This window comes from Rhodococcus sp. BUPNP1, assembly GCF_002215235.1.
In the GTDB taxonomy this organism is placed as follows: Bacteria; Actinomycetota; Actinomycetes; order Mycobacteriales; family Mycobacteriaceae; genus Rhodococcus.
The window spans coordinates 257856-279622 of record NZ_NERM01000002.1; the positions used below are offsets into that span (position 1 = coordinate 257856).

The window sequence follows — 21767 nt, forward strand, 5'->3', positions numbered from 1 at the left end:
ATGCGGATATAACGTGTTGTTCATGACGCATCTGCGGAGACAACTGTGAGCTCGCTCCGGATCCGCGACGCCGCGTCGTTGCTGGGGGTCAGCGACGACACGATCCGTCGCTGGATCGACCAGGGGCTGCTGCACGCCGGTAAGGACCCCGCGGGACGCAAGACCGTCGACGGTCGCGAGCTGGCGGAGTTCGCCCGCGCTCAGGCCGACGCCGGTCCCGATCCGCTCGGGGTGGGCAGCTCCGCCCGCAACCGCTTCGTCGGGCTGGTCACGCGCGTCGTCTCCGACACCGTCATGTCGCAGGTGGAGATGCAGTGCGGCCCCCACCGCATCGTCTCGCTCATGAGCACCGAGGCCGTGAACGAACTCGGTCTCGAGCCGGGCAGCGTCGGGGTGGCCGTCGTCAAGGCGACCACCGTCATCGTCGAGACACCCGGAGGGGACGGATGAGGCGCGGGGCACTCACCGCGCTCGCTGCCGGTCTCACCGCTGCGGCGCTGACGTCGTGCGGCACCGGCGGTGGCTCGGATGTGCTCACCGTCTATGCGGCGGCCTCGCTGCGTGCACCGTTCACCGAGATCGCCGAACGATTCGAGGAGGCGAACCCCGGAGTCACGGTGGAGCTCTCGTTCGCCGGCTCGTCCGATCTCGAGACCCAACTCGAGCAGGGCGCACCCGCCGACGTCTTCGCCTCCGCCGACACCCGGACGATGGACGCCGCCGTCGACGCCGGAGTCGTTGCCGGTGAACCGATCCCGTTCGCGACCAACACGCTCACGATCGTTACCGAACCGGGCAACCCGAAGAACATCACCTCGTTCGACGATCTCACCGGTGGCGGTCTCTCGGTGGTCGTGTGCGCCTCTCAGGTGCCGTGCGGGGCGGCCACCGAGCGACTCGAGAAGACCGCCGGTGTCGAGCTCGCGCCGGTGTCCGAGGAGTCGTCGGTGACCGACGTGCTCGGCAAGGTCACCTCCGGTCAGGCCGACGCCGGTCTGGTCTACGTCACCGACGCGACGGGTGCCGGTGAGAAGGTCGCCGTCGTCCCCGTTCCGGAGGCCGCCGAGATCGTCAACATCTATCCCGTTGCAGCTCTGTCGGATTCCCGTGATCCCGATCGTGCGGACGCCTTCGTGCGCTTCGTCGCCGGTACGGACGGTCGCGCCGTCCTGGTCGACGCGGGATTCGGTGCACCGTGACCGCGACGGGACTGCCCCGGTGGTTGTTCGTTCCCGCGGCCCTCGGGCTGCTGTTCGTCGTCGTGCCCTTGGTGTCGATGCTGCTCACCGTCGACTGGACGACCTTCCCCTCCCTCGTGACGTCTCCGGCGTCCCTCGACGCGCTCGTCCTGAGTCTGCACACCTCCGCGACCGCCACGATCCTGTGCATCCTGCTCGGCGTACCCCTCGCAGTGGTGCTGGCGCGCAGTACTTTCCGGTGGATGTCGGTGATCCGCGGGTTCGTCCTGCTGCCGCTCGTGCTGCCCCCGGTCGTGGGTGGCATCGCCCTGCTCTACACCTTCGGTCGGCGCGGGTTGATCGGTGAGCACCTCGACGCGCTCGGGATCCACATCGCGTTCACCACCACGGCGGTCGTGCTCGCGCAGACCTTCGTCGCACTGCCCTTCCTCGTCACGAGCCTCGAAGGTGCGCTGCGCAGTGCGGGTTCGCGTTACGAGGACGTCGCGGCGACACTCGGGGCGCGCCCCACGACGGTCTTCCGGCGCATCACCCTGTCCCTCGTACTGCCGGGCCTGATCTCGGGTTCGGTGCTCGCATTCGCCCGTGCTCTGGGCGAATTCGGCGCGACCCTCACCTTCGCCGGCAGTCTGCAGGGTGTGACGCGCACGCTGCCGCTCGAGATCTACCTGCAACGGGAAACCGATCCCGACGCCGCCGTGGCGCTGTCGCTGGTGCTGATCGGGGTGGCCGTCGTGATCGTCGTGGCCGTGTACTCGCGGCGGAAGGACCGGCCGCTGTGAGCCTGACGGTGTGGGCCCGGGTCGCCGCACGCGACGTCGACATCGATCTCGAGGTCGCGCAGGGTGAGATCGTCGCGGTGCTCGGCCCCAACGGAGCCGGCAAATCGACGCTGCTGGGGGTGGTGTCCGGTCTGCTGCGTCCCGATGAGGGTCGTGTGGAACTCGACGGTCGCGTCCTCACCGACACCGCGACCGGCGTCGCCGTGGCTCCGCACGACCGATCGGTGGTGTTGCTCGCCCAGCAGGCCCTGCTCTTCCCGCACCTGACGGTCGCGGGCAACGTCGAGTTCGCACCACGCAGCGCGGGTGCGGGCCGGCGGGAGGCCCGTGCCCGCGCCGAGAGGTGGCTGCGGGAGGTCGACGCCGCAGATCTCACCGATCGTCGTCCGCACGAACTCTCGGGTGGACAGGCACAGCGGGTCGCGCTCGCGCGTGCCCTGGCGGCCGAACCGCACCTGCTGCTGCTCGACGAACCGATGGCCGCGCTCGACGTCACCGCGACTCCGGTGCTGCGGTCGTTGCTGCGACGCGTCCTGCGCGACAGCGGGCGCACGGCCATGTTGGTCACCCACGACCCGCTGGACGTGCTCGCCCTCGCCGATCGGGTCATCGTGATCGAGGCCGGTCGGATCGTCGAGGACGGCCCGGTACGCCGGGTGCTGACGCGACCGCGCAGCGCCTTCGCCGCCCGCATCGCGGGGACCAATCTCGTCACCGGAACCGTGCGACAGGACGCCTTGGAATCCGCGGACGGTCTTGTCCACGGCCGGGTCCACGACGACTGCGTCCCGGGTACGGCCGCCGTCGCTGTCTTCGCGCCGTCGGCGGTCGCCGTCTACACCGAGGCCCCGCACGGGAGCCCCCGCAACGCGCTGCGGGTGAGGATCGCGGAACTCGAGGCGCAGGGGTCGACGGTGCTCGTGCGGTCGGATACGGGTATCGCCGCGGAGATCACGACGGCGGCACTCGCCGACCTCGACGTCCATCCGGGCGACTCCGTGTGGTTCGTCGTCAAGGCCACGGAGGTGGGAATCCATCCGGCCGCGCTGAGCGCGTGATCGCTACTGCTGTGGATGCGTGATCAGTACCGTGTGCGGCGCACGACGAGCACGGCGACGAGCCCGATCAGGTAGACGACCCCACCTGCGACGGCCAGTTCGGGCGTGCGCCCGTCGGGGTCGATGAGGAAGGCCGCCACGACGATCGCGCCGAGGAAGGCGATGTTGAAGACGGTGTCCTGCAGCGCGAAGACCCGTCCTCGGCGTGCGTCGTCGATGTCGATCTGCATGGCCGCATCGCCGGTGAGTTTGATGGTCTGACCGGCGAGGCCGAGCAGGAAGGCCGCGACGAGCAGCGGCCCGGCCGACACGGTGGTGACGAACGCGAACTGCACGATCGCGGCAGCGATCAACCCGACGGTGACGGTGCGCGGCCGGCCCAGTCGCGGGATCAGGATCGGTGCGAGCACCGCTGCGAGGAGCATGCCGGCGGCGGTGCAGGCCACCGCGACACCGAACCCGGAGAATCCCCCGAGCAGGTCGGAGTCCTTCTCGTCGGCGCGCAGGACGAGCACCATGATGAGCGTGTCGATGCCGAACACGATGCGGTGCGCGCCGATTCCGAGCATCGCGATCGTCACGCCCGGCGCTTCGAGAACCGCTCCCGCACCGGTCCGCAGACCCGACAGGACGGTGCGGATCACGGCGCGGGGACGTATTCCCTCGGGGCCGAGCGCATTCGCGGCGAATCCCGCTGTGGCGACCGCGCCGACGAGCGAGCCGCTCACTCCGAGAAGGACGGCCGTCCCGGAGCCGGTGTCGCCCGCGCCCACGAATCCGATGGTCGCGACGGCCGTGGCGGCCCCGACCGCCGAGACACCCGAACCGACCGTCGCCAGAACGGAATTGACAGGGACGAGCCATGACTGGGCCACCACGTGCGGGAGCGAGGCCGAGACGCCCGCCAGGACGAATCTGCTCACGCCGACGCCGGCGAGCGCGAGCAGCATGAGCGGGGTCTGCGGTCCCCCGAGGAGCAACACGGCCGCGGCCGCCGCGATGAACACTCCGCGGAGCAGGTTGGCCCAAACGAGGACGAGACGCCGGTCCCATCGGTCGAGCAGGGCGCCGGCGAACGGACCGATCACCGAGTACGGCAACAGCAGCACGGCGAAGCCTGCCGCGATCGTCACGGGGTCGGTGTGACGCTCGGGGTTGAACAGGATCGCCCCGCCGAGTGCGGCCTGGAACAGTCCGTCACCGAACTGGCTCGCGAACCGCACGCCGGTCAGTCGTACGAGACCCGGCGAGTTCCGCAGGGCGGTCGCGGTCGATCGCCACGCCCGCTGCCTGGACTGCTGCCCGGAGTCTCGCACAAGCACGACACTATCGGCTCCGCCACCATTCGACCGTGCGGGCGGCCGCCTCGTCGAGCGGGGTGGGTGACAGGCCGAGTACCTGTTCGGTGTGGGTCGAGTCCATGACGAACGGGGCGTCGAACTGGTAGAGCATCTCCGCGAGTTCCTTCATGTCCCGGTTCACGACGCCGCCGGCCCGCACCAGCCAGGACGGGATCGTCCCCACCGCGGGCGCGGGCAGGCCGGCCGCCCGGGTGAAGGCTGTGGCGATCTCCCGCTGTGTCACGGCCGGTCCGGTGGGTGCGTGGATCACGGTGTTCCACACCGCCGGCTCCCCCGCTGCCGCGATCATCGCCGCGGCCAGGTCGGGAACGTAGGTGAACGAGTGCGGAAGGTCGGCCGAGCCGAGCACCCGCACCTTCTTCCCGGCGAGCACGGTGGGCACCATGCGTTCTCCGGCCATCGCGTTTTGTGCCCGCGGACCGAAGAAGTCCGATGCCACGACGCTCACCGTCGGGGCGCGATGGGCGGCGCGGGCGGTGAGGAGTTGCCGCCGGACACCGCGCTTGCCGGTGTCGGCCTCACGGGGTGAGTCCTCGGTCATGACCCGGTCGGGCTCGCTGTACGAGTAGAGGCTCTCGGGGAAGACGACGACCGTCTTCTCCGACAGGTTCGCGGCGGTGTCGAGGACGACCCGCTCGGCGACGGGGAGTTCGCGTGCCCAGACATCGGCGCGGTAGGCCGACCCGTGGACGCACATGTACACGGCGTCGGCAACAAGTCCGTCCTCGTCGACGAGGGCTGCGGCCACGGCCTCGGGGTCGGTGACGTCGACGCGCAGGCGTTCGATGCCCGCGCCTTCCGGTCCGCTGCCCGATCGGGTCAGAACACGCATGCGATGTCCTTGTGCGGCAAGTTGTTCGGCGACGGTCCAGCCCACGGGTCCGGCTCCTGCGACGACCTGCAGATGCGACATGATTCCTCGATTCGAAAAGTGTGAGCACTGCTCTCTGATGGCGTCGACGATCCTCCCCGCGTGCGAACTTGTCAAGAGCAGTGCTCTCGTTTGTTGACGGTGCTCTCTGTTCGGCGGCAGAATGGCCCGGTGACGACACCACGGGCACGCGCACGCGCACAGACGATGGCCGACATCCTCCGGATCGGCCGCGAGCACCTCGGCACCCACGGAGCGGCGGCGCTGTCGCTGCGCGCCGTCGCCCGAGACCTGGGGGTCGTCTCCTCTGCCGTCTACCGCTACGTCTCGAGCCGCGACGAGCTGCTCACCCTGCTCGTCGTCGACGCCTATGACGAACTGGGCGACAGTGTCGACCGTGCCGTCGACGCGGTGGACCCCTCCGACCACCGCGAACGGTTCCTCACCCTCGGCCGTGCTGTGCGCTCGTGGGCGCTGGCCGAACCGGCCCGCTACGGGCTGCTGTACGGAAGTCCGGTGCCCGGTTACGCCGCCCCGGCCGAGCGCACCACCGCACCCGGTATCCGCGTGGTCCTGCGACTGGCCCGGATCGTGGACGAGGCCCATACCGCGGGTGTATTGGACGACACGGCCGGTACCCCACCGCCGGAGAGCCTGGTGGAACCGCTGGGCCGGATCCGGGACGAGTTCTCCCTCACCGCCCCGGATTCCGTACTGGCACGCGGTCTCTGGGCGTGGCCGTCGCTGTTCGGGTCCGTGAGCTTCGAGGTCTTCGGGCAGTACGGCCCCGACACTTTTCCGGACCGCGAGGTCCTGTTCGAACATCATCTCGCCTTGTTGGCACAGACCGTCGGGTTCCACCCCACGCGCCGGTGACGGCGGTGACAGAATGGCTGACGTGGCGCAGCATCAGGACGAACCCGAGGACCGCACCGCACCCTCGACACCCAGGGTGCGGGCCGGCAGCCTGCTCGTCTCCGCCACCGATCTCACCGAGCCGACCTTCCGCCGCACCGTCGTCTACATCATCGAGCACACCGATGCCGGCAGCTTCGGTGTCGTCCTGAACCGCATCAGCGACACCTCCGTCGACGCGATGCTGCCGCAATGGTCGTGGCTCGCCGCCGAACCGAAGACCCTGTTCGTGGGCGGTCCCGTCCACCGCAGTTCGGCACTGTGCCTCGGCACGCTGCGGGTGGGGGCCGACATCACCGAGGTCCCCGGCATCCGGCACGTCGACGGCCGAGTGGTGATGATCGACCTCGACGCCGATCCCGGACACATCGCCCACTACGTCGAGGGTGTGCGGATCTTCGCGGGATACGCGGGGTGGAGCGCAGGTCAGCTCGACGGCGAACTGCGCAACGACGACTGGATGGTGGTCTCGGGTCTGCCCGCCGACGTGCTCGCTCCCGCGCACCTCGACCTGTGGGCGAGGGTGCTGCGCCGGCAGCCGCTGCCGATGGCATTGCTCGCGACCCACCCCATCGAGGTCGACCGCAACTGAGGCCCGTCGGGCGACCGGGACCGATCAGCGGGCGTCGGCGAGAGTGTTGAGCGCGCCGGCCATCTCCTCGGCCCTCGTTGCGGTCACGGTCAATTCGTGTCCCGACGCCGTGGTCACCACGACGGCCGGTCCGGTGCGCGTGACCAGGCCGTACCGCTTGCCACCCTTGGCCCGCAGCCCCCAGCCGCCCCAGTCCTGGAACGGGCGGGTCTCGGTGACCTTCGCGCCGACAATCTCGTCGAGGTCGTATCCGAGCACGTCGGTGGCCAGATTCGACACCCGGATCCCGTCCGCGTCGACCACCACGGTGTAGCGGAGCAGACCCAGCACGAGCAGGGCGACGGGCGCGATCAGGCCCAGCGGCCACCAGCTCTGCGTCGCACCGCACACGACGAGCGCGGGAATCAGGACGAGCAGCGACAGTCCCGCAGTGGTGCCCGCACCGGTGCCCACCTGCTCGACGATCGGCAGCTCGGCACGACCACGCGGTAGCGCCGGATCCGGAGCCGCTGTCGCGGCCTTTCGCTCCCGGCCGTCGCGCAGCAGCCGTCCCCCGAACCAGCCCACCGCGATACCCACCCACATGCCGAGCACGGCCGGCCAACCCTCCAACGGGGTCTGCGTGGCGTCGGTCGTGTCGAGCTGCCCCGCGAGACCGGCGAGGAACAGCGCGGTGATCGTGCCGGTGACCCCGAGACCGATCGCGAGCATGTAGCGGCGCATGAGCAGTTGCGCCTGCGCGAGCGCGGCGATCGCACAGCATCCACCCCCGACGAGCACGATCAGCAGAGCGGCGGTCCACGCCGAGGTCATGGGCGAGCCGAACGAATCGGGGGCCGTGCCCGACCAGTGCGTGGCGATCTCACCGGGCAACCGCGGGAGCCACGAACGGGTGAGCACGAGTACGGCCACGGCACACAGCAACGGAACGACCAGTCCGAGCAGCACACCCACGGGGTCGACCTGACGCGTCGTCGTCATGGGGGTCAGCCTAGGGTGCGGGCCTCCACCGGCGCCGTCCTCGTTCCGCTCTCGTCGAACCATCCGTCGGGTCGCAGGTCGCCACCGAACCGGGGCATGTACTCGGTACACGCGAGTCGTGAGACGAGGCTGCGCCGGCTGTTCACACCGGTCTTGGTGAAGATGTTCTTCAGGTGGTCCTGCACGGTGTACGGGCTGATGAACAACCGCTTCGCGATCTCGTTGCGCGACCGTCCGGCGAGCACTTCGACGAGCACCTCCGATTCACGGGGCGTCAGACCGTAGGCCGCGGTGACCAGCGTGACGATCTCGGGCAGGCGTGCCTGTTCGAGGGTCATGACGACGCGACCGGTCTCGTCGAAGATCGCGGCGCGCAACACCACCCATTCACCGTCGAGGGTGCGCAGGCGCACCGTCGCAGGGGCGGGTCGTGTCCTGCGGACCTGGCGGGCGATCACGTGCGCCGGCCCGGGACGGCCCCGGACGGGACTGCTCCAGCCGAGACGCTCGAACCAGACCGCCGCCGAGGCGGTCACGGAATCGAAGTCGTCGTCCGCCCCGATCACGACCACGGCCGGACCCGGACACCCGGCCGCAATCTCCGTGTGTCGCACCCGCGCCGATGCGTCCCGGATGAGTGTGGTGCGGAAACCGTTCGCGATGTCGCCGAGCACGTCGTCGAGCATCGCGAGTTCGGCATCGGTGAAGCCGCGGCCCGGTTCGCGCATCAGCTCTCCGACACCCCAGCACCGACGGTCGCCGTCCCGGAAGACCAACTGCAGTTCGTGTCCCATGCCCAGCTGCGACACGAGTTCGAGATAGCGACGGTGTCCGTCTCGAGTCCCGTCGTCCGCCGGTTCGCCGATGCGGCGCAGTCCGGTCGGACGCCGGAGGAGCACGTAGAGACTGTCCGGATCGGGGTCCGGGCCGTACTCGATCTCGATCGACAACCGGAGGGCCTCGACCGGGTCGTCGAGACCTCGGGTGGTGAAGCCGGTGGGAACCACGACGGCAGGGTCGACGGGTGCCAGGCAACCCCCGTCGTACGGAACGAAGGCGCCGAGCACGTCCATGACGATCTCGCGGAACTGCGCGCCGTCCGCAGCCGCGGAGGCCGCGTCGTGAATGCCTGCCCTCAACCGCTGCGCAGAGCGCATACCTCGAAGTATCCCCCTCGAATGTGGGATTGAGAACACCTCGCGCGGCGACGAGGCTCCATGGACACGGGGACATTCATACGGAAGTCGAGGTACCCGCCATGACCACCACTCACGCCACGCCGTTGTCCGCCGAGGATCTGGAGGTCGTGCATCTGATCCACTCCGCCCTGCGTCGGGACACCGAACGTCTCGCCGACTTCGCGCAGAAGTGGCGGACCGCCGATCCCGGCACGCACGATGCGCTGCTCCTCGGCTGGCACGGATTCAGTACCGAACTGCACACGCACCACTCCATCGAGGACGTCTACGTCTGGCCGTTCATGCGGCCTCGGCTCGCCCACGACACGGCGGCGATGGAGGTGCTCGACGCGATGGAGGCCGAACATGCCGTGATCGACCCGGCCCTGGCCGAGATCGAGACCGCACTCGACGACCGGGAGACCGCGACCGAGCGGCTCGGCGGTCTGCTCGACGGGCTTGTCACGTCACTGGGTGCACACCTCGCGCACGAGGAACGCGACGCTTTCCCCCTGATCGAGCAGACGATCACCAAGGAGGAGTGGCACGACATCTCGATGCGCGCGTTCGCGCAGCTCGAGAAGCGCGAGGTCTCCGAGATGCTGCCCTACCTCTTCGAGGGGGCACCGAAGGACCGCGTGGCCACAGTGGTGAAGAGCCTCCCGGTACCGGTGCGGGTGCTCAACCGGTTCTGGTGGACACCGCGCTACGCACGGGAGCGCCGCTGGGCGTGAGGACTACCGGTGGGAGGACCGTCAGGCGGTCGGCTCGCACGCCCCGCGCAGGCTGCACGCGCCGCACGAGGTACCGCAGCCGGCCGTCTCCTCCGGCTTGGTCGCCGCAGCGACGCGCGCTGCGACGGATCCGCCGGCTCCGGCGGTGATCAGGGCGGCCACCACAGTGACGACGACCGCGATGATCCCGGCGACGGTGGGCAGGGTCAGCGACGCGACTCCACCGAGAGCGAGGAGCACCGCGGACCCGAGCATGCTGGGTGCGGCGACCTTGTTGGCCAGTGCGAACGCGTCGTCGTCACGCAGCGCGTCGGGGGTGCGCACACCGGCCCAGCGGTTGCGCGGGAGCTTGCCGGTCAGTGCCGCGACACCCACCGCGCCGACGACGAGAGCGAGCACGAAGAGCAGGACAGCGACGATGAGCACCCGACCAGGATACGCGGCCGGTGGTGCCACCGGTCTGCGCGGGTGCGGGCACGTTCTACCCTGGTGGGAGCACTCACACGCCCGGCCGAGTAGATAGTGATCACCGTGACCCGTCCCGAACAGAACTCCCAGCACGAACCCGGCAGCACTCCGCAGCATCGGTACACCGCCGAGCTTGCGGGGCGGATCGAGCAGCGCTGGCAGGAGCTCTGGCGCGAGCGCGGCACCTTCCACGCCCCCAATCCGGTGGGCGATCTCGCCGGCGAGGTGCCCTCCGACAAGCTGTTCGTGCAGGACATGTTCCCGTACCCGTCGGGCTCGGGCCTGCACGTGGGGCACCCGCTCGGGTACATCGCCACCGACGTGTACGCGCGCTTCAACCGCATGCAGGGCCGCAACGTGCTGCACACCCTCGGTTACGACGCCTTCGGCCTGCCGGCCGAGCAGTACGCCGTGCAGACGGGCACGCACCCGCGCACGACCACCGAGGCCAACATCGGGAACATGAAGCGGCAGCTCTCCCGGCTCGGTCTCGGGCACGACGAGCGTCGCTCGGTCGCGACGACCGACGTCGACTTCTATCGCTGGACGCAGTGGATCTTCCTGACGATCTACAACGCCTGGTACGACCGCGAGGCCGGACGGGCTCGCCGCATCTCCGAACTCGAGGCCGAATTCGCCGACGGCACGCGTCGTCTCGAGGACGGACGCGACTGGGCGTCGCTGTCGGAGGGTGAGCGCGCCGACATCATCGACTCGTACCGCCTGGTGTATCGGTCGGATTCGCTCGTCAACTGGTGCCCGGGCCTGGGTACGGTGCTCGCCAACGAGGAGGTCACGGCCGACGGCCGTTCCGAGCGCGGCAACTTCCCGGTCTTCCGGAAGAACCTGCGCCAGTGGATGATGCGGATCACCGCCTACTCCGACCGTCTGATCGACGATCTCGAGCACCTGGACTGGACCGACAAGGTCAAGTCCATGCAGCGCAACTGGATCGGGCGCTCGCACGGCGCTCAGGTGAAGTTCGCCGTCGCCGACCACGATTCGGCGATCGAGGTGTTCACGACCCGGCCCGACACCCTGTTCGGTGCCAGCTACGTGACCCTCGCTCCCGAGCACGAACTCGTCGACCGGATCGTCGGTGCGTCCTGGCCCGAGGGTGTCGACGAGCGCTGGACCGGTGGCGCCGCCGATCCGGCTGCCGCGGTTGCGGCCTACCGCGCATCGATCGCCGCGAAGTCCGATCTCGAGCGGCAGGAGTCGAAGGAGAAGACCGGTGTGTTCCTCGGCGCCTACGCCGTGAACCCGGTCAACGGTGAGCGACTGCCGATCTTCATCGCCGACTACGTCCTCACCGGTTACGGCACCGGCGCGATCATGGCCGTTCCCGGCCACGACCAGCGCGACTGGGAGTTCGCGACCGCCTTCGGTCTGCCGATCCGCGAGGTCATCTCCGGCGGCGACGTCACCGCCGAGGCGTACACCGGCGACGGTGTGCTGGTGAACTCCGGCCTGCTCGACGGTCTCGACGTCGCCGAGGCGAAGAAGACGATCGTCGCGAAACTCGAGGAGGACGGCGCCGGACGCGGCACCATCCAGTACAAGCTGCGCGACTGGTTGTTCGCGCGGCAGCGGTACTGGGGCGAGCCCTTCCCGATCGTCTACGACGAGCAGGGACGCGCCCATGCGCTGCCCGAATCCGCTCTGCCCGTGGAACTTCCGGAGGTCGAGGATTACGCGCCGGTCTCCTTCGATCCGGACGACGCCGATTCCGAACCGTCCCCGCCGCTCGCGAAGGCGGTGGACTGGATGAACGTCGAGCTCGATCTCGGCGACGGCCTCAAGCGCTACACGCGCGACACCAACGTGATGCCGCAGTGGGCCGGCAGCTCGTGGTACCAGCTACGCTACATCGACCCCACCAACTCGGAAGCCTTCTGCGACAAGGAGAACGAGGCGTACTGGACCGGCCCGCGGCCGGAACTGCACGGCCCGAACGATCCGGGTGGCGTCGACCTGTACGTCGGCGGTGTCGAGCATGCGGTGCTGCACCTGCTGTACGCGCGGTTCTGGCACAAGGTGCTCTTCGACCTCGGGTACGTCACCTCCTCGGAGCCGTACCGTCGCCTGTTCAACCAGGGCTACATCCAGGCCTACGCCTACACCGACTCGCGCGGTGTGTACGTGCCGGCCGAGGAGGTCGTCGAGCGCGACGGCACGTTCTACTGGACCGGCCCGGACGGTGAGCAGGAGGTCGCTCGCGAGTACGGGAAGATGGGCAAGTCGCTCAAGAACTCCGTCAGCCCCGACCAGATCTTCGACGAGTACGGCGCCGACACCCTGCGCGTCTACGAGATGTCGATGGGTCCGCTCGACCAGTCACGTCCGTGGGCGACCAAGGACGTCGTCGGCGCGCACCGCTTCCTGCAGCGCGTGTGGCGTCTGGTGGTCGAGGAGGAGAGCGGCGCGCTGCGCGTCACCGACGAGACCCCCGGTGACGACACGCTGCGGGCGCTCAACAAGACGGTCGCGGGTGTGTCCGACGACTTCACCCACCTGCGCGACAACACGGCGATCGCCAAGCTCATCGAGTACACGAACCACCTGACGAAGCAGTACCCGTCGGGTGCGCCGCGCAGCGCCGTCGAACCGCTCGTGCTCATGCTCGGCCCGGTCGCCCCGCACCTCGCCGAGGAGATGTGGTCGCGTCTCGGACACACCGAATCGCTTGCGCACGGCCCGTTCCCGGTCGCCGACGAGGAGTGGCTCGTCGAGGACAGCGTCGAGTACCCGATCCAGGTCAACGGCAAGGTGCGCAGCCGCATCACCGTCGCGGCCGACGCCGCGCCCGACGCGATCGAGGCCGCTGCGCTCGCGGACGAGAAGATCGCCGACCTGCTCGGCGGCGCCGCACCGCGCAAGGTGATCGTGGTTCCCGGCAAGATGGTCAATGTCGTGAAGTAGCAAAACTTCCGACGAGCGAGACCCCGGTGCATCCTGTGCACCGGGGTCTCGTCGTCTGTGCTGTGCGCTCGGATTCCACCGAGAGCGCTTCTCGCTCAGGGGTTCTTGTGTTCGATCTTCTCGAACTCGGCGACCTCGCCCGCATCGTGTGCGCGCTCCTCCGCCTCCTTCGCCTCGAGCTGCTTGGCGACGGCATCCTTGAGGGAGACTTTGGCAGGCTCGGCGGCCTCCTCCTCGGCCTTGCGGATGCGCTCCTCGTCCTTCTTCTTCGCCGTCTCGGCGGCACGGCGCTTCGCGGCGGCCTCCTGATCGGCCTTCGCGGTCTCGGCGGCCTTCTTCTGCTCGGCTTCCTTCTCCGCCTGCTTCGCGCGTTCCTGCGCGCGCTCGCGGGCCTGCTGGACCTCCTTCTCGCGGTCGCGCCGTGCGGCTTCCTGCTCGGCCTCGGCGCGCTCACGCGTCCGGCGGAGTTCGGCGTCCGCCGCGCGCTTCTCGGCCGCGGCCTGGGCGTCGAGCTTCTCGGCGCGCTTCACCGCATCGGCACGCTCGGTGGCGAGCGCCCCGCGGGTGGCGATCTCCTGATCGTCGAGCACGCTGCCGACGATGCCGTCCAGCATGCCCAGTCCCCGCTCGTACATCAGGCGCGGCGGGGCGTCGGTGGGCAGGAACCGCAACTGCTGCTCGATCAGCCCCAACGGGAAGCGGGCGATCTTGTACTGCAGTCGCAGAACGCTCTTGGGCAGAGTGGTGAGATTCATGGGCGCATCTCCAACTTCGATGGGGGTACAGCTCCGGTAGGGAATGTCGGTGGTGTTCGTCAGCGATCCGGCTCGTCGGTCAGCGTGCGGTCGAGGGCTTCGGCCTTGCGGCGTTCCTCCTCGGCCTGCAGGCGTGCACGTTCGGCGTCGTGGGAGGCTCGTCGGTGGTCCTCGTCGGCGGCCGCGACCTCTGCCGCGGCATCCGTGACCTGCTCGTTCTCCTCACGGCGTGCCTGCTGCTCGGCGGCTGTGGCCTCGCGGACGGCGTCGGACCGCCCTCGGACGATGTTCTCCTGACATTCGAGGTCGGCGGCCTGTTTGCGGACCCGTGCCTCCCGCTCGGCCTGCGTCTCGACGGCGTCGGTCCGCTGCTGCACGGCCTCGCGTTCCTGCTGTCCGGCCTCGCGGACGGCGTCGAGCTGCTCGACCGCCTCGTCGCTCTCGGCCTCGGCCATGTGCGAGAGGGTGTCGGCCTTCCTGGTCTGCCGGGCCTGCTCCTGCTCGAGTCGGCCTTCGGTGGTGAGGGAATCGTTGCCGGTCAGAGCGCCGGCGACCTCCTTCGCCTTGCCGAACACCGTCTGCTTCAACCCGAGGCGTGCCTTGTCGGCCGGGCCAGGGCGAGCCCTGTCGGATGGGCTGTCTTCGACCACGGTCATCTCCTTCCGTACGGGACACGAAGGGGACGGCCCCATGGCTTGGGGTAGCCAGGCGCGGTCGGCTTCAATCCTCGAGAGTCTCGAGAGGGCGGATATGGGTGCCGACGAAGTCGACGACATCGCCCAGGACCTCGTCCCGATTCGTCTCGTTGAAGATCTCGTGCCGTGCCTCGGGATAGGTCTTCGACGACGATCCGCGACCTGCCAGCGACGACCATCCGGTGGCGGTGCCGTCGAGGGGAACCAGCCGATCGTCCTCACCGTGGAGCCACAGCACGGGCACGTCGTCGACGGCACCGGCGGCGGTGATCGTGTCGATGCAGGTCTTCAGCGCCTGCACGGTGGTGCGCTTGAACGGGCCGTGCCAGACGAGCGGGTCGGCCACGTAGGCGCGGCCCACCTCGGGATCACGGGAGAGGGTGGACGGCTCGATGGGGGTGTCCGGGATCTCCTCGGCCGTGAGCAGGGCGTCGACCGCCGCCCATCTGCCGAGGACCGGGCCGGACAGGACGACCGCGGCCAGTTCCGAGCCGTATCGCTGCGCGTACCGGGCGGCGATCATGCCGCCCATCGAGTGCCCGACGAGCACGACCGGCAGGTCGGGATGCTCGCGTCGCGCCGTGAGATCGAGCAGGCGGAAGTCGTCGACCACCTTCTCGAAGTCGTCGATGAGGACGCGTTCGCCGTCGCTGAGGCCGTGACCGATGTGGTCCACCGCGTAGACGGCGGCGCCGTCGGCGACGAGGCGCGCGGCCACGTATTCGTAGCGTCCGCAGTGCTCGCCGTAGCCGTGGCACAGCAACGCCACGTAGCGCGGGGTCTCGCCGACCCACGTGCGCGCTGCGAGGGCGCCGGCGTGTCCGTCGAGGGTGAAGGCGACAGCGTCGATCATCGGGTCTCCGATCGTTCCGGGTGATGGCGATGTCATCGTCCTCCGACGCGGGGTCTTCCGAGTGGGAATCGCGAGTGCATCCGCGGATCCGGCCCACTACCGTCGAAGTGAAACGTGTTCCAGATTCGAACGAAGGAGACCTCATGGCACCGAGTCGGGACGCGATCCGCGCCACCGTCGAGAACTACGTGAAGTCCGTTGCCTCGGGCACCGTCGACGACGTCCTCGCCCTGTACGCGCCGGGCGCGACGGTCGAGGATCCGGTCGGCACGCCCGTCCGCGCCACCGAGGCCGAGATCCGCGAGTTCTACGGAGTGGTCGAACCGCTCGCGCAGACCGGTGAGGTGATCACCCTCAAGATCGCGGAGAACAACGCGGCTTTCGTGTTCCGCCTGGTCACGCACCTGGGTGAGCAGGATCTGGTCATGGAGGTCGTCGACGTGATGACCTTCGACGACGACGCGAGGATCACGAGCATGAGGGCGTTCTGGAGCCAGGAGGACATGCAGACCGTCCCCGCTTCCTGATGGGCAGCCGCATCGTCGAGGTCGATGGTTTCACGTGGAACATCGACGATCGGGGTGACGGACCCGCGGTCGTCATGTGCCACGGATTCCCCGGCCTGGGGTACAGCTACCGGCACCAGTTCGCGCCGCTCGTCGACGCCGGATACCGTGCCGTCGCCCCCGACATGCCCGGTTACGGCCGCACCGACCGGCCCCGGGAGGTCGAGGAGTACACGAACGTCGCGGTCGCCGATCGCCTCGTCCGGCTGCTCGACGTCCTCAAGATCGACAGCGCGATCGTCGTCGGTCACGACTTCGGCGCACCCGTCGCGTGGACGATGGCGCTGCGACATCCGGATCGCGTCGCCGGTCTCGTCCTGCTCGCCGTGCCCTACGCGCCCGACCGGATGCCGGCACGCCCCAGCGAGATCTTCCGCGGTCTCGCCGACAAGCACTTCCTCCACCTCCACTACTTCCAGGAACCGGGGGTCGCGGAGGCGGAACTCGATCCCCACCCGCGCGAGTTCCTGCAGCGACTGTTCTTCGCGCTGTCGGGCGGATACCGCTATCTCGACGTGTGGTCGCATCCGTCCGAGGGACGCGGATATCTCGACGTGCTGCCCACCGCTCCCGAGCTGCCGTGGGACTGGCTCGACGACGACGAGCTCGCGCACTACGCGGCCGAGTTCACCCGCACAGGCTTCGGCGGGGGTCTGTCCTGGTACCGCGCCTACGACGCCAACTGGGAGGCGTCGCGTCCCTACGAGGGCGCGAAGGTGCAGGTACCGACGCTGTTCGTGGCCGGAGACCGGGATCCTGTCGTCGCGATGTCGGGGTCGTCGGCGCTCGAACGGATGCGTGCCTTCGTCCCCGATCTGCGCGGTGTCCACCTGCTCGAGGGCGCGGGGCATTTCGTACAGATGGAACGTCGCAACGAGGTGAACGACCTCCTCCTGCGTTTCCTCTCCGGGATCCGGATACCGATGAGAACCGCCGAACAGCACGTTCACCGGCGATCATCGACCTAGCATGACGGCGTGGCCAGCGACACGGTTCGTGGATTCGGTCTGGCACTCGCCCTGACGGCACTGGCGGCGGGTGCCTGCTCGTCGGGCGGTTCGGTCGAGACGACCACGCCCGTGCAACTGCATGTCGCCACCGCGCAGGACGACCCGTGGACGCCGCGTCTCGTGCCGCCGCAGGTGCCGGTCGCGGTGCCGCCCCCACCTCCCGAAGTCGTCGAGGACGGCGGCGACCCGGTCACCGCGACCGCCGGGACCCCGGCCGTCCCCGGTGACCGGCCGGCCCTCTACGGGGGCAGTCTCGACCGGCCCCTGTGCGACCGCGAAGGACTCATCCTTCATCTGGAGGAGGACCCGGCCAAGGCCGAGGCGTGGCGCGGTGTCCTCGGCGTGCCCGACATCCGCGGGTACACCGACACCCTCACGGCGGTCCTGTTGCGCGCCGACACCCGGGTGACCATGCACGAGTACCGCGACGGTGCCGCGCGGCCCGTGCAGTCGCTGCTCGAGCGCGGCACGATCGTCCTCGTCGACGAACTCGGTGTTCCGCGCGTGCGGTGCGTGCGCGGTAATCCGCTGTCCGCGCCGGTGCTCACCGGCAACGACGAACTCGAAGGCCCGAAATGGCCCGGACTGAACGCCGAGCGGATGTTCGTCGTCCAGCCCGCCGCGACTGCCGTGCGGGAGTTGGAGGTCGTCGACATCACGACCGGTGCGATGGTCCCCGTGCCGGTCGGTGAGGCCCTGCCGAAGACCACGGCTCCGGCCGCACCGGAGACCACGGAGGAGTCCCGCCCCGAGACCGAGGCGCTGCAGGTACCCGTTCCCGCGCCGCGGCGCGATCCCGTGCCGGAAGCCGCGGCACCGCCGCCGCCTCCGCAGATCCAGATCCAGATCCCAGGCGCTCCCCCGGTAGTGATTCCGCTGCCGTTCTGAGCCGTCAGCCGTTCCGAGCCGTCAGCCGTTCCGAGTCGTCAGCCGTTCCGAGTCGTCAGCGAGGACGCAGAACGACCTCGGTGGGGTGGGCGTCGACCGGCGCCTCGACGACCTGCCGCACCGCGCGCGCCACCGTGCCGGGGCTGAGGAACTGCGACGGGTCGTACTCGCGGCCTTCCGACGCGACGATCGCGCGTTGCATGTCGGTGTCGATCCGGCCCGGGTGTATCGAGGTGACCCGCAGCGCGGGTTCCTCCTCGCGCAGCGCGTCGCCGAACGCCCGCAGGGCGAACTTGCTCGCGGCATAGGCACCCCACCCGGGGCGAGCACGCAGACCCGCCCCCGAGTTGATGAGCACCACGTGGCCGTTCGCGGCGCGCAGGGCCGGCAGTAGCACCTGCGTCAGGGCGACGACGGCGACGACGTTCGCCTCGAACGTCTCGCGCCACTGCCGGGGCTCGCTGTCGGCGATCGTGCCCAGTTCGGCGACGCCCGCGTTGTGGACGAGGACGTCGAGCCGGTCGATGTCGGCGGCGGCCGCGGCGACGGCGTCGTGGTCGAGCAGGTCCACGGGCCACGGCGTGGCGTCGGGTAGTTCCTCGAGGATCGCGTCGAGCGACTCGCGACGCCGGCCGCCGAGGAGCAGATCGTGGGTGGGAGCGAGTTCGTGGGCGATCGCGGCACCGAGACCGCGACCCCCTCCGGTGACGAGAGCTGTGGGGCGCATGATCACGAGCCTAGGAAGCAGACGGTGGGGCGGCCACCGCACCGTGCTCGAGACCGGCCAGGATCTCGGCGAGCCGGTCGTCCGGCGGGGTCTCCACCGCGGGGTCGCGCGGGAACCGGAGTTCGAGGAACGCCTTGGGGCGCGACAGCACGTACTCGCGTGCCAGATTCCTCAGCCGCGTGCGCAGTCGCACGTCGTTCGCGGCGCGGACTCCGGCGATGTCGATGCCCGCCCGCCGGCACAACGCCACTGCGCGCGGAAGGTGGAAGGCCTGGGTCGTGATCAGTGCCTGCCGCACGCCGTAGGTGGCGACGGCACGCCGGGCGGTGTCGTAGGTGTCGAGACCGTACGGGTCGGCGACGATCCGTTCCCGGTTCACGCCCTGCTCGACGAGATACGCGATCATCGCCTCGATCTCGTCGCCCGAGGTTCCGGCCCCGTCGCCCGAGACGAGCACGGCCTGCACCCGTCCCCGCTCCATCAACGCGACCGCGACGTCGAGGCGGCTGCGGAGCACCCGCATCGGACGGCCCTCGTGCACCCGCGCGCCCGGCACGATCACCACCGGGGCGGGCGGCGCGTCGTCCACCTCGTACATGAGGTCCTTCGCCTCCGACGCCACGCGGGCGGAGACGAGTGTCAGCGCGGACACGGCACCGACGACCAGTGCGGAGACCGCACCGAGGGGGGACGACGACCGGACGGATTCGAGCATGCGTCCCAGATTACGGACGCCCGGCGGCCACAATGGAGGGGTGGACCCCGTCGACGCACTCCGCGAAGTCGCCTTCTGGCTCGAACGCGAACACGCCGACACCTACCGCGTGCAGGCCTATCGTCGCGCGGCGGAGGTGCTCGCCGAGGTGAGCGACCACAAGCGGGAGGTGCTGCGGAAGACCGACTCGTGGACCGATCTGCCGGGTGTCGGGAAGAAGACCGCGACCGTCGTCCGGGAGTCGTTCGACGGAGTGCCCGCCTATCTCGAGCAGTTGCGCGAGGAGGCCGACCCGATCGGCCGCGGCGGCCGCGACCTGCTCGAGTCCCTGCGCGGCGACCTGCACACCCACTCGAACTGGTCCGACGGCGGCAGCCCCATCGACGAAATGCACCGCGTCGCGTCGACGATGATCGGGCACGAGTACTTCGCCCTCACCGACCACTCCCCTCGCCTGAAGGTCGCGAACGGCCTCACCGCGGAACGGTTGCGCTCGCAGCTCGCCATCGTCGCGGACATCAACGAGAACAGCAGTGGTGCAAGGATTCTCACGGGTATCGAGGTCGACATCCTCGACGACGGGTCACTCGACCAGGACGAAGGACTGCTCGCCGAACTCGACGTCGTCGTCGCGAGCGTGCACTCGAACCTGCGGGCCGACCGGTCGGCGATGACGAAACGCATGCTGCGTGCGGCGGCGAATCCCCACGTCGACGTCCTCGGGCACTGCACCGGCCGTCTCGTCGCCGGAGGTCGCGGAAGTCGTCCGGAATCGAAGTTCGACGCCGAGAAGGTCTTCGCCGCGTGTCGCGACCACGACACCGCCGTCGAGATCAACTGCCGGCCCGAACGCCGCGACCCGCCGTCGCGTCTCATCGACGTCGCGCTCGAGACGGGCTGCCTGTTCTCCATCGACACCGATGCGCACGCACCCGGGCAGCTCGACTGGCTCGGGTACGGTTGCGAACGTGCCGTCGAGCGGGGTGTCGAACCCGAACAGGTGATCAACACCTGGGAGGTCGACGACCTGCTGGCGTGGACCGACAGGTAGGGGATGCGCGTGGAACACGTCGACGTACTGATCGTGGGAGCCGGACTGTCCGGCATCGATGCCGGTTACCGGCTGCAGACGCAGTGCCCGGATCTCGGGTACGCCATCCTCGAGAGTCGCGACGCGATCGGTGGTACGTGGGATCTGTTCCGCTATCCGGGGATCCGGTCGGACAGCGACATGTACACGCTCGGCTTCCCGTTCCGCCCGTGGCGGGGTGAGAAGTCCATCGCCGACGGCCCCGACATCCTGCAGTACATCCGCGACACCGCCGCCGAATTCGGTATCGACCGGCGGATCCGGTTCGGTCACAAGGTGATCGATGCATCGTGGTCGTCGGAGGACGCCCGGTGGACGGTGCGTGCCTCGACGGGGCAGGGCACGGTGGAGATGTCCTGTTCCTTCCTCTATCTCTGCAGCGGCTACTACAGCTACGAGTCCGGTTATCTCCCCGACATCCCGGGCCTGCAGGACTTCGCGGGCACGATCGTGCATCCGCAGTTCTGGCCCGGCGACCTCGACTACGAGGGGAAGAAGATCGTGGTGATCGGCAGTGGCGCCACGGCCGTCACGCTCGTGCCCGCACTCGCGGAGAAGGCCGAGCACGTGACGATGCTGCAGCGCTCCCCCACCTACGTGATGTCGCTGCCCGCGCGCGACCCGATCGCGACGCGGATACGACGCCTGTTGCCCGACAAGCCGGCCCACCGCGCGGTGCGGACGAAGAACGTCGTCGTCAATCTCGGCTTCTACCAGTTCTGCCAGCGGTTCCCCTCCGCCGCGAAACGCGTGCTGCGCACCTTCACCGAACGTCGCCTGCGCGGCAGGGTTCCGGTCGATCCCCATTTCTCACCGCGCTACGACCCGTGGGATCAGCGACTGTGCGTGGTCCCCGACTCCGATCTGTTCCGCACCCTGCGCGCAGGGAAGGCCGAGATCGTCACCGACCGGATCGACACCGTCACCGAGAAGAGTGTCCGTCTCGAGTCCGGTCGCGAGCTCGAGGCCGAGATCCTGATCCCCGCAACGGGTCTGCAACTGGTGCCCGCCGGCGGAATCGAGTTCGTCGTCGACGGGGAGAAGATCGACCTGTCCACCCGGTTCATCTACCGCGGCATGATGCTCGACGGCCTGCCCAATGCTGCGATGTGCCTCGGCTACACCAACGCGTCGTGGACCCTGCGTGCCGATCTCGCGTCCCTCTACGTGTGCCGGTTGTTGCGGTACATGCGCCGTAACGGTTACCGCTCGGCGATGCCGCGATATTCGGGCGACGGCCGCACCCGTCCACTGCTCGGTCTCGACTCCGGTTACATCCACCGCGCGGAAGGTGCTCTGCCCAAACAGGGTTCGCGCAGCCCGTGGCTGATGCGGCAGAACTATCTCCTCGACCTGCCCACCATGCGGCTCGGACGTATCGACGAATCGATGCAGTTCACACCCTGA

General features: G+C 69.2%; 23 protein-coding genes. 13 read left to right on the plus strand and 10 right to left on the minus strand.

Features of this window, described 5'->3' with window-relative positions; translation table 11 throughout:
- Positions 1 to 45: 45 nt before the first annotated feature.
- Genes B9C99_RS03030 through B9C99_RS03045 form a run of 4 tightly spaced genes read left to right on the plus strand, consistent with a single transcriptional unit; the run spans position 46 to position 3039 of the window.
- Positions 46 to 450, plus strand: a complete 405-nt coding sequence (locus B9C99_RS03030; protein ID WP_016691049.1) for a molybdopterin-binding protein — start codon at positions 46 to 48, stop codon at positions 448 to 450.
- Complete coding sequence (gene modA, locus B9C99_RS03035; protein WP_016691048.1) at positions 447 to 1199, plus strand: molybdate ABC transporter substrate-binding protein; 753 nt, start codon at positions 447 to 449, stop codon at positions 1197 to 1199. The genes B9C99_RS03030 and modA overlap by 4 nt, the downstream gene beginning before the upstream one ends.
- Positions 1196 to 1981, plus strand: coding sequence for an ABC transporter permease (locus B9C99_RS03040; protein ID WP_088896909.1), 786 nt, complete (start codon positions 1196 to 1198; stop codon positions 1979 to 1981). The genes modA and B9C99_RS03040 overlap by 4 nt, the downstream gene beginning before the upstream one ends.
- Entirely contained in the window at positions 1978 to 3039 is a 1062-nt protein-coding gene (locus B9C99_RS03045; RefSeq protein WP_088896910.1) for a sulfate/molybdate ABC transporter ATP-binding protein, read from the plus strand. Before B9C99_RS03040 ends, B9C99_RS03045 begins: the two co-directional genes overlap by 4 nt.
- Positions 3040 to 3062: 23 nt before the next feature.
- On the opposite strand, the gene B9C99_RS03050 is transcribed toward B9C99_RS03045, so the two are convergent.
- Positions 3063 to 4355 carry an MFS transporter gene (locus B9C99_RS03050; protein ID WP_088896911.1) on the minus strand — a complete coding sequence of 431 codons (1293 nt, stop codon included), beginning with the start codon at positions 4353 to 4355 and terminating at the stop codon, positions 3063 to 3065.
- Between the two features lie 10 nt (positions 4356 to 4365).
- Positions 4366 to 5313, minus strand: a complete 948-nt coding sequence (locus B9C99_RS03055; RefSeq protein WP_088896912.1) for an NAD-dependent epimerase/dehydratase family protein — start codon at positions 5311 to 5313, stop codon at positions 4366 to 4368.
- Between the two features lie 165 nt (positions 5314 to 5478).
- On the opposite strand from B9C99_RS03055, the gene B9C99_RS03060 reads away from it, so the two are divergent.
- Together B9C99_RS03060 and B9C99_RS03065 are read left to right on the plus strand one after the other, a co-directional pair.
- Positions 5479 to 6147, plus strand: coding sequence for a TetR/AcrR family transcriptional regulator (locus tag B9C99_RS03060; protein ID WP_088896913.1), 669 nt, complete (start codon positions 5479 to 5481; stop codon positions 6145 to 6147).
- Positions 6148 to 6160: 13 nt separating this feature from the next.
- The gene (locus tag B9C99_RS03065; RefSeq protein WP_172414848.1) at positions 6161 to 6778 is read left to right on the plus strand and encodes a YqgE/AlgH family protein; all 618 of its coding nucleotides are present in this window, start codon (positions 6161 to 6163) and stop codon (positions 6776 to 6778) included.
- 24 nt (positions 6779 to 6802) lie between these two features.
- On the opposite strand, the gene B9C99_RS03070 is transcribed toward B9C99_RS03065, so the two are convergent.
- Together B9C99_RS03070 and B9C99_RS03075 are read right to left on the minus strand one after the other, a co-directional pair.
- Positions 6803 to 7759: a DUF1648 domain-containing protein gene (locus tag B9C99_RS03070; protein WP_088896914.1), complete on the minus strand. Its 957-nt coding sequence runs from the start codon at positions 7757 to 7759 to the stop codon at positions 6803 to 6805.
- 5 nt (positions 7760 to 7764) lie between these two features.
- Positions 7765 to 8916 carry a response regulator transcription factor gene (locus B9C99_RS03075; RefSeq protein ID WP_088896915.1) on the minus strand — a complete coding sequence of 384 codons (1152 nt, stop codon included), beginning with the start codon at positions 8914 to 8916 and terminating at the stop codon, positions 7765 to 7767.
- Positions 8917 to 9017: 101 nt separating this feature from the next.
- On the opposite strand from B9C99_RS03075, the gene B9C99_RS03080 reads away from it, so the two are divergent.
- A complete protein-coding gene (locus B9C99_RS03080; protein WP_088896916.1) occupies positions 9018 to 9671 on the plus strand; it encodes a hemerythrin domain-containing protein in 654 nt (217 codons plus the stop codon).
- A 21-nt stretch (positions 9672 to 9692) separates the two neighbouring features.
- Here the strand turns inward: B9C99_RS03080 and B9C99_RS03085 are convergent, their stop codons facing one another.
- Positions 9693 to 10097, minus strand: a complete 405-nt coding sequence (locus tag B9C99_RS03085; protein ID WP_088896917.1) for an SdpI family protein — start codon at positions 10095 to 10097, stop codon at positions 9693 to 9695.
- Positions 10098 to 10193: 96 nt separating this feature from the next.
- Here B9C99_RS03085 and leuS point away from each other — a divergent pair, with 96 nt between their 5' ends.
- On the plus strand, positions 10194 to 13061 hold the full coding sequence (gene leuS, locus B9C99_RS03090; RefSeq protein ID WP_088896918.1) for a leucine--tRNA ligase: 2868 nt from the start codon (positions 10194 to 10196) through the stop codon (positions 13059 to 13061).
- Positions 13062 to 13156: 95 nt separating this feature from the next.
- Here leuS and B9C99_RS03095 read toward each other — a convergent pair whose 3' ends face one another.
- The 3 genes from B9C99_RS03095 to B9C99_RS03105 form a co-directional block, all read right to left on the minus strand.
- The gene (locus tag B9C99_RS03095) at positions 13157 to 13816 is read right to left on the minus strand and encodes a hypothetical protein (protein ID WP_016691035.1); all 660 of its coding nucleotides are present in this window, start codon (positions 13814 to 13816) and stop codon (positions 13157 to 13159) included.
- A gap of 59 nt (positions 13817 to 13875) precedes the next feature.
- A complete protein-coding gene (locus tag B9C99_RS03100) occupies positions 13876 to 14472 on the minus strand; it encodes a hypothetical protein (RefSeq protein WP_016691034.1) in 597 nt (198 codons plus the stop codon).
- A 64-nt stretch (positions 14473 to 14536) separates the two neighbouring features.
- Entirely contained in the window at positions 14537 to 15364 is an 828-nt protein-coding gene (locus tag B9C99_RS03105; protein WP_016691033.1) for an alpha/beta hydrolase, read from the minus strand.
- 143 nt (positions 15365 to 15507) lie between these two features.
- Here B9C99_RS03105 and B9C99_RS03110 point away from each other — a divergent pair, with 143 nt between their 5' ends.
- The 3 genes from B9C99_RS03110 to B9C99_RS03120 are packed head-to-tail and all read left to right on the plus strand — an operon-like array spanning position 15508 to position 17828.
- Complete coding sequence (locus tag B9C99_RS03110; RefSeq protein WP_016691032.1) at positions 15508 to 15891, plus strand: nuclear transport factor 2 family protein; 384 nt, start codon at positions 15508 to 15510, stop codon at positions 15889 to 15891.
- Positions 15891 to 16898 carry an alpha/beta hydrolase gene (locus tag B9C99_RS03115; protein WP_088896919.1) on the plus strand — a complete coding sequence of 336 codons (1008 nt, stop codon included), beginning with the start codon at positions 15891 to 15893 and terminating at the stop codon, positions 16896 to 16898. The genes B9C99_RS03110 and B9C99_RS03115 overlap by 1 nt, the downstream gene beginning before the upstream one ends.
- Positions 16899 to 16907: 9 nt before the next feature.
- Positions 16908 to 17828 carry a DUF6777 domain-containing protein gene (locus B9C99_RS03120; protein WP_088896920.1) on the plus strand — a complete coding sequence of 307 codons (921 nt, stop codon included), beginning with the start codon at positions 16908 to 16910 and terminating at the stop codon, positions 17826 to 17828.
- Between the two features lie 55 nt (positions 17829 to 17883).
- Here B9C99_RS03120 and B9C99_RS03125 read toward each other — a convergent pair whose 3' ends face one another.
- Both B9C99_RS03125 and B9C99_RS03130 read right to left on the minus strand, forming a co-directional pair.
- On the minus strand, positions 17884 to 18555 hold the full coding sequence (locus B9C99_RS03125) for an SDR family oxidoreductase (protein ID WP_039584495.1): 672 nt from the start codon (positions 18553 to 18555) through the stop codon (positions 17884 to 17886).
- A gap of 10 nt (positions 18556 to 18565) precedes the next feature.
- A complete protein-coding gene (locus B9C99_RS03130; protein WP_088896921.1) occupies positions 18566 to 19270 on the minus strand; it encodes a vancomycin high temperature exclusion protein in 705 nt (234 codons plus the stop codon).
- 40 nt (positions 19271 to 19310) lie between these two features.
- Between B9C99_RS03130 and B9C99_RS03135 the strand changes: the two genes are divergently transcribed.
- The gene (locus tag B9C99_RS03135) at positions 19311 to 20321 is read left to right on the plus strand and encodes a PHP domain-containing protein (RefSeq protein ID WP_088896922.1); all 1011 of its coding nucleotides are present in this window, start codon (positions 19311 to 19313) and stop codon (positions 20319 to 20321) included.
- 3 nt (positions 20322 to 20324) lie between these two features.
- Positions 20325 to 21767 carry an NAD(P)/FAD-dependent oxidoreductase gene (locus B9C99_RS03140; protein WP_088896923.1) on the plus strand — a complete coding sequence of 481 codons (1443 nt, stop codon included), beginning with the start codon at positions 20325 to 20327 and terminating at the stop codon, positions 21765 to 21767.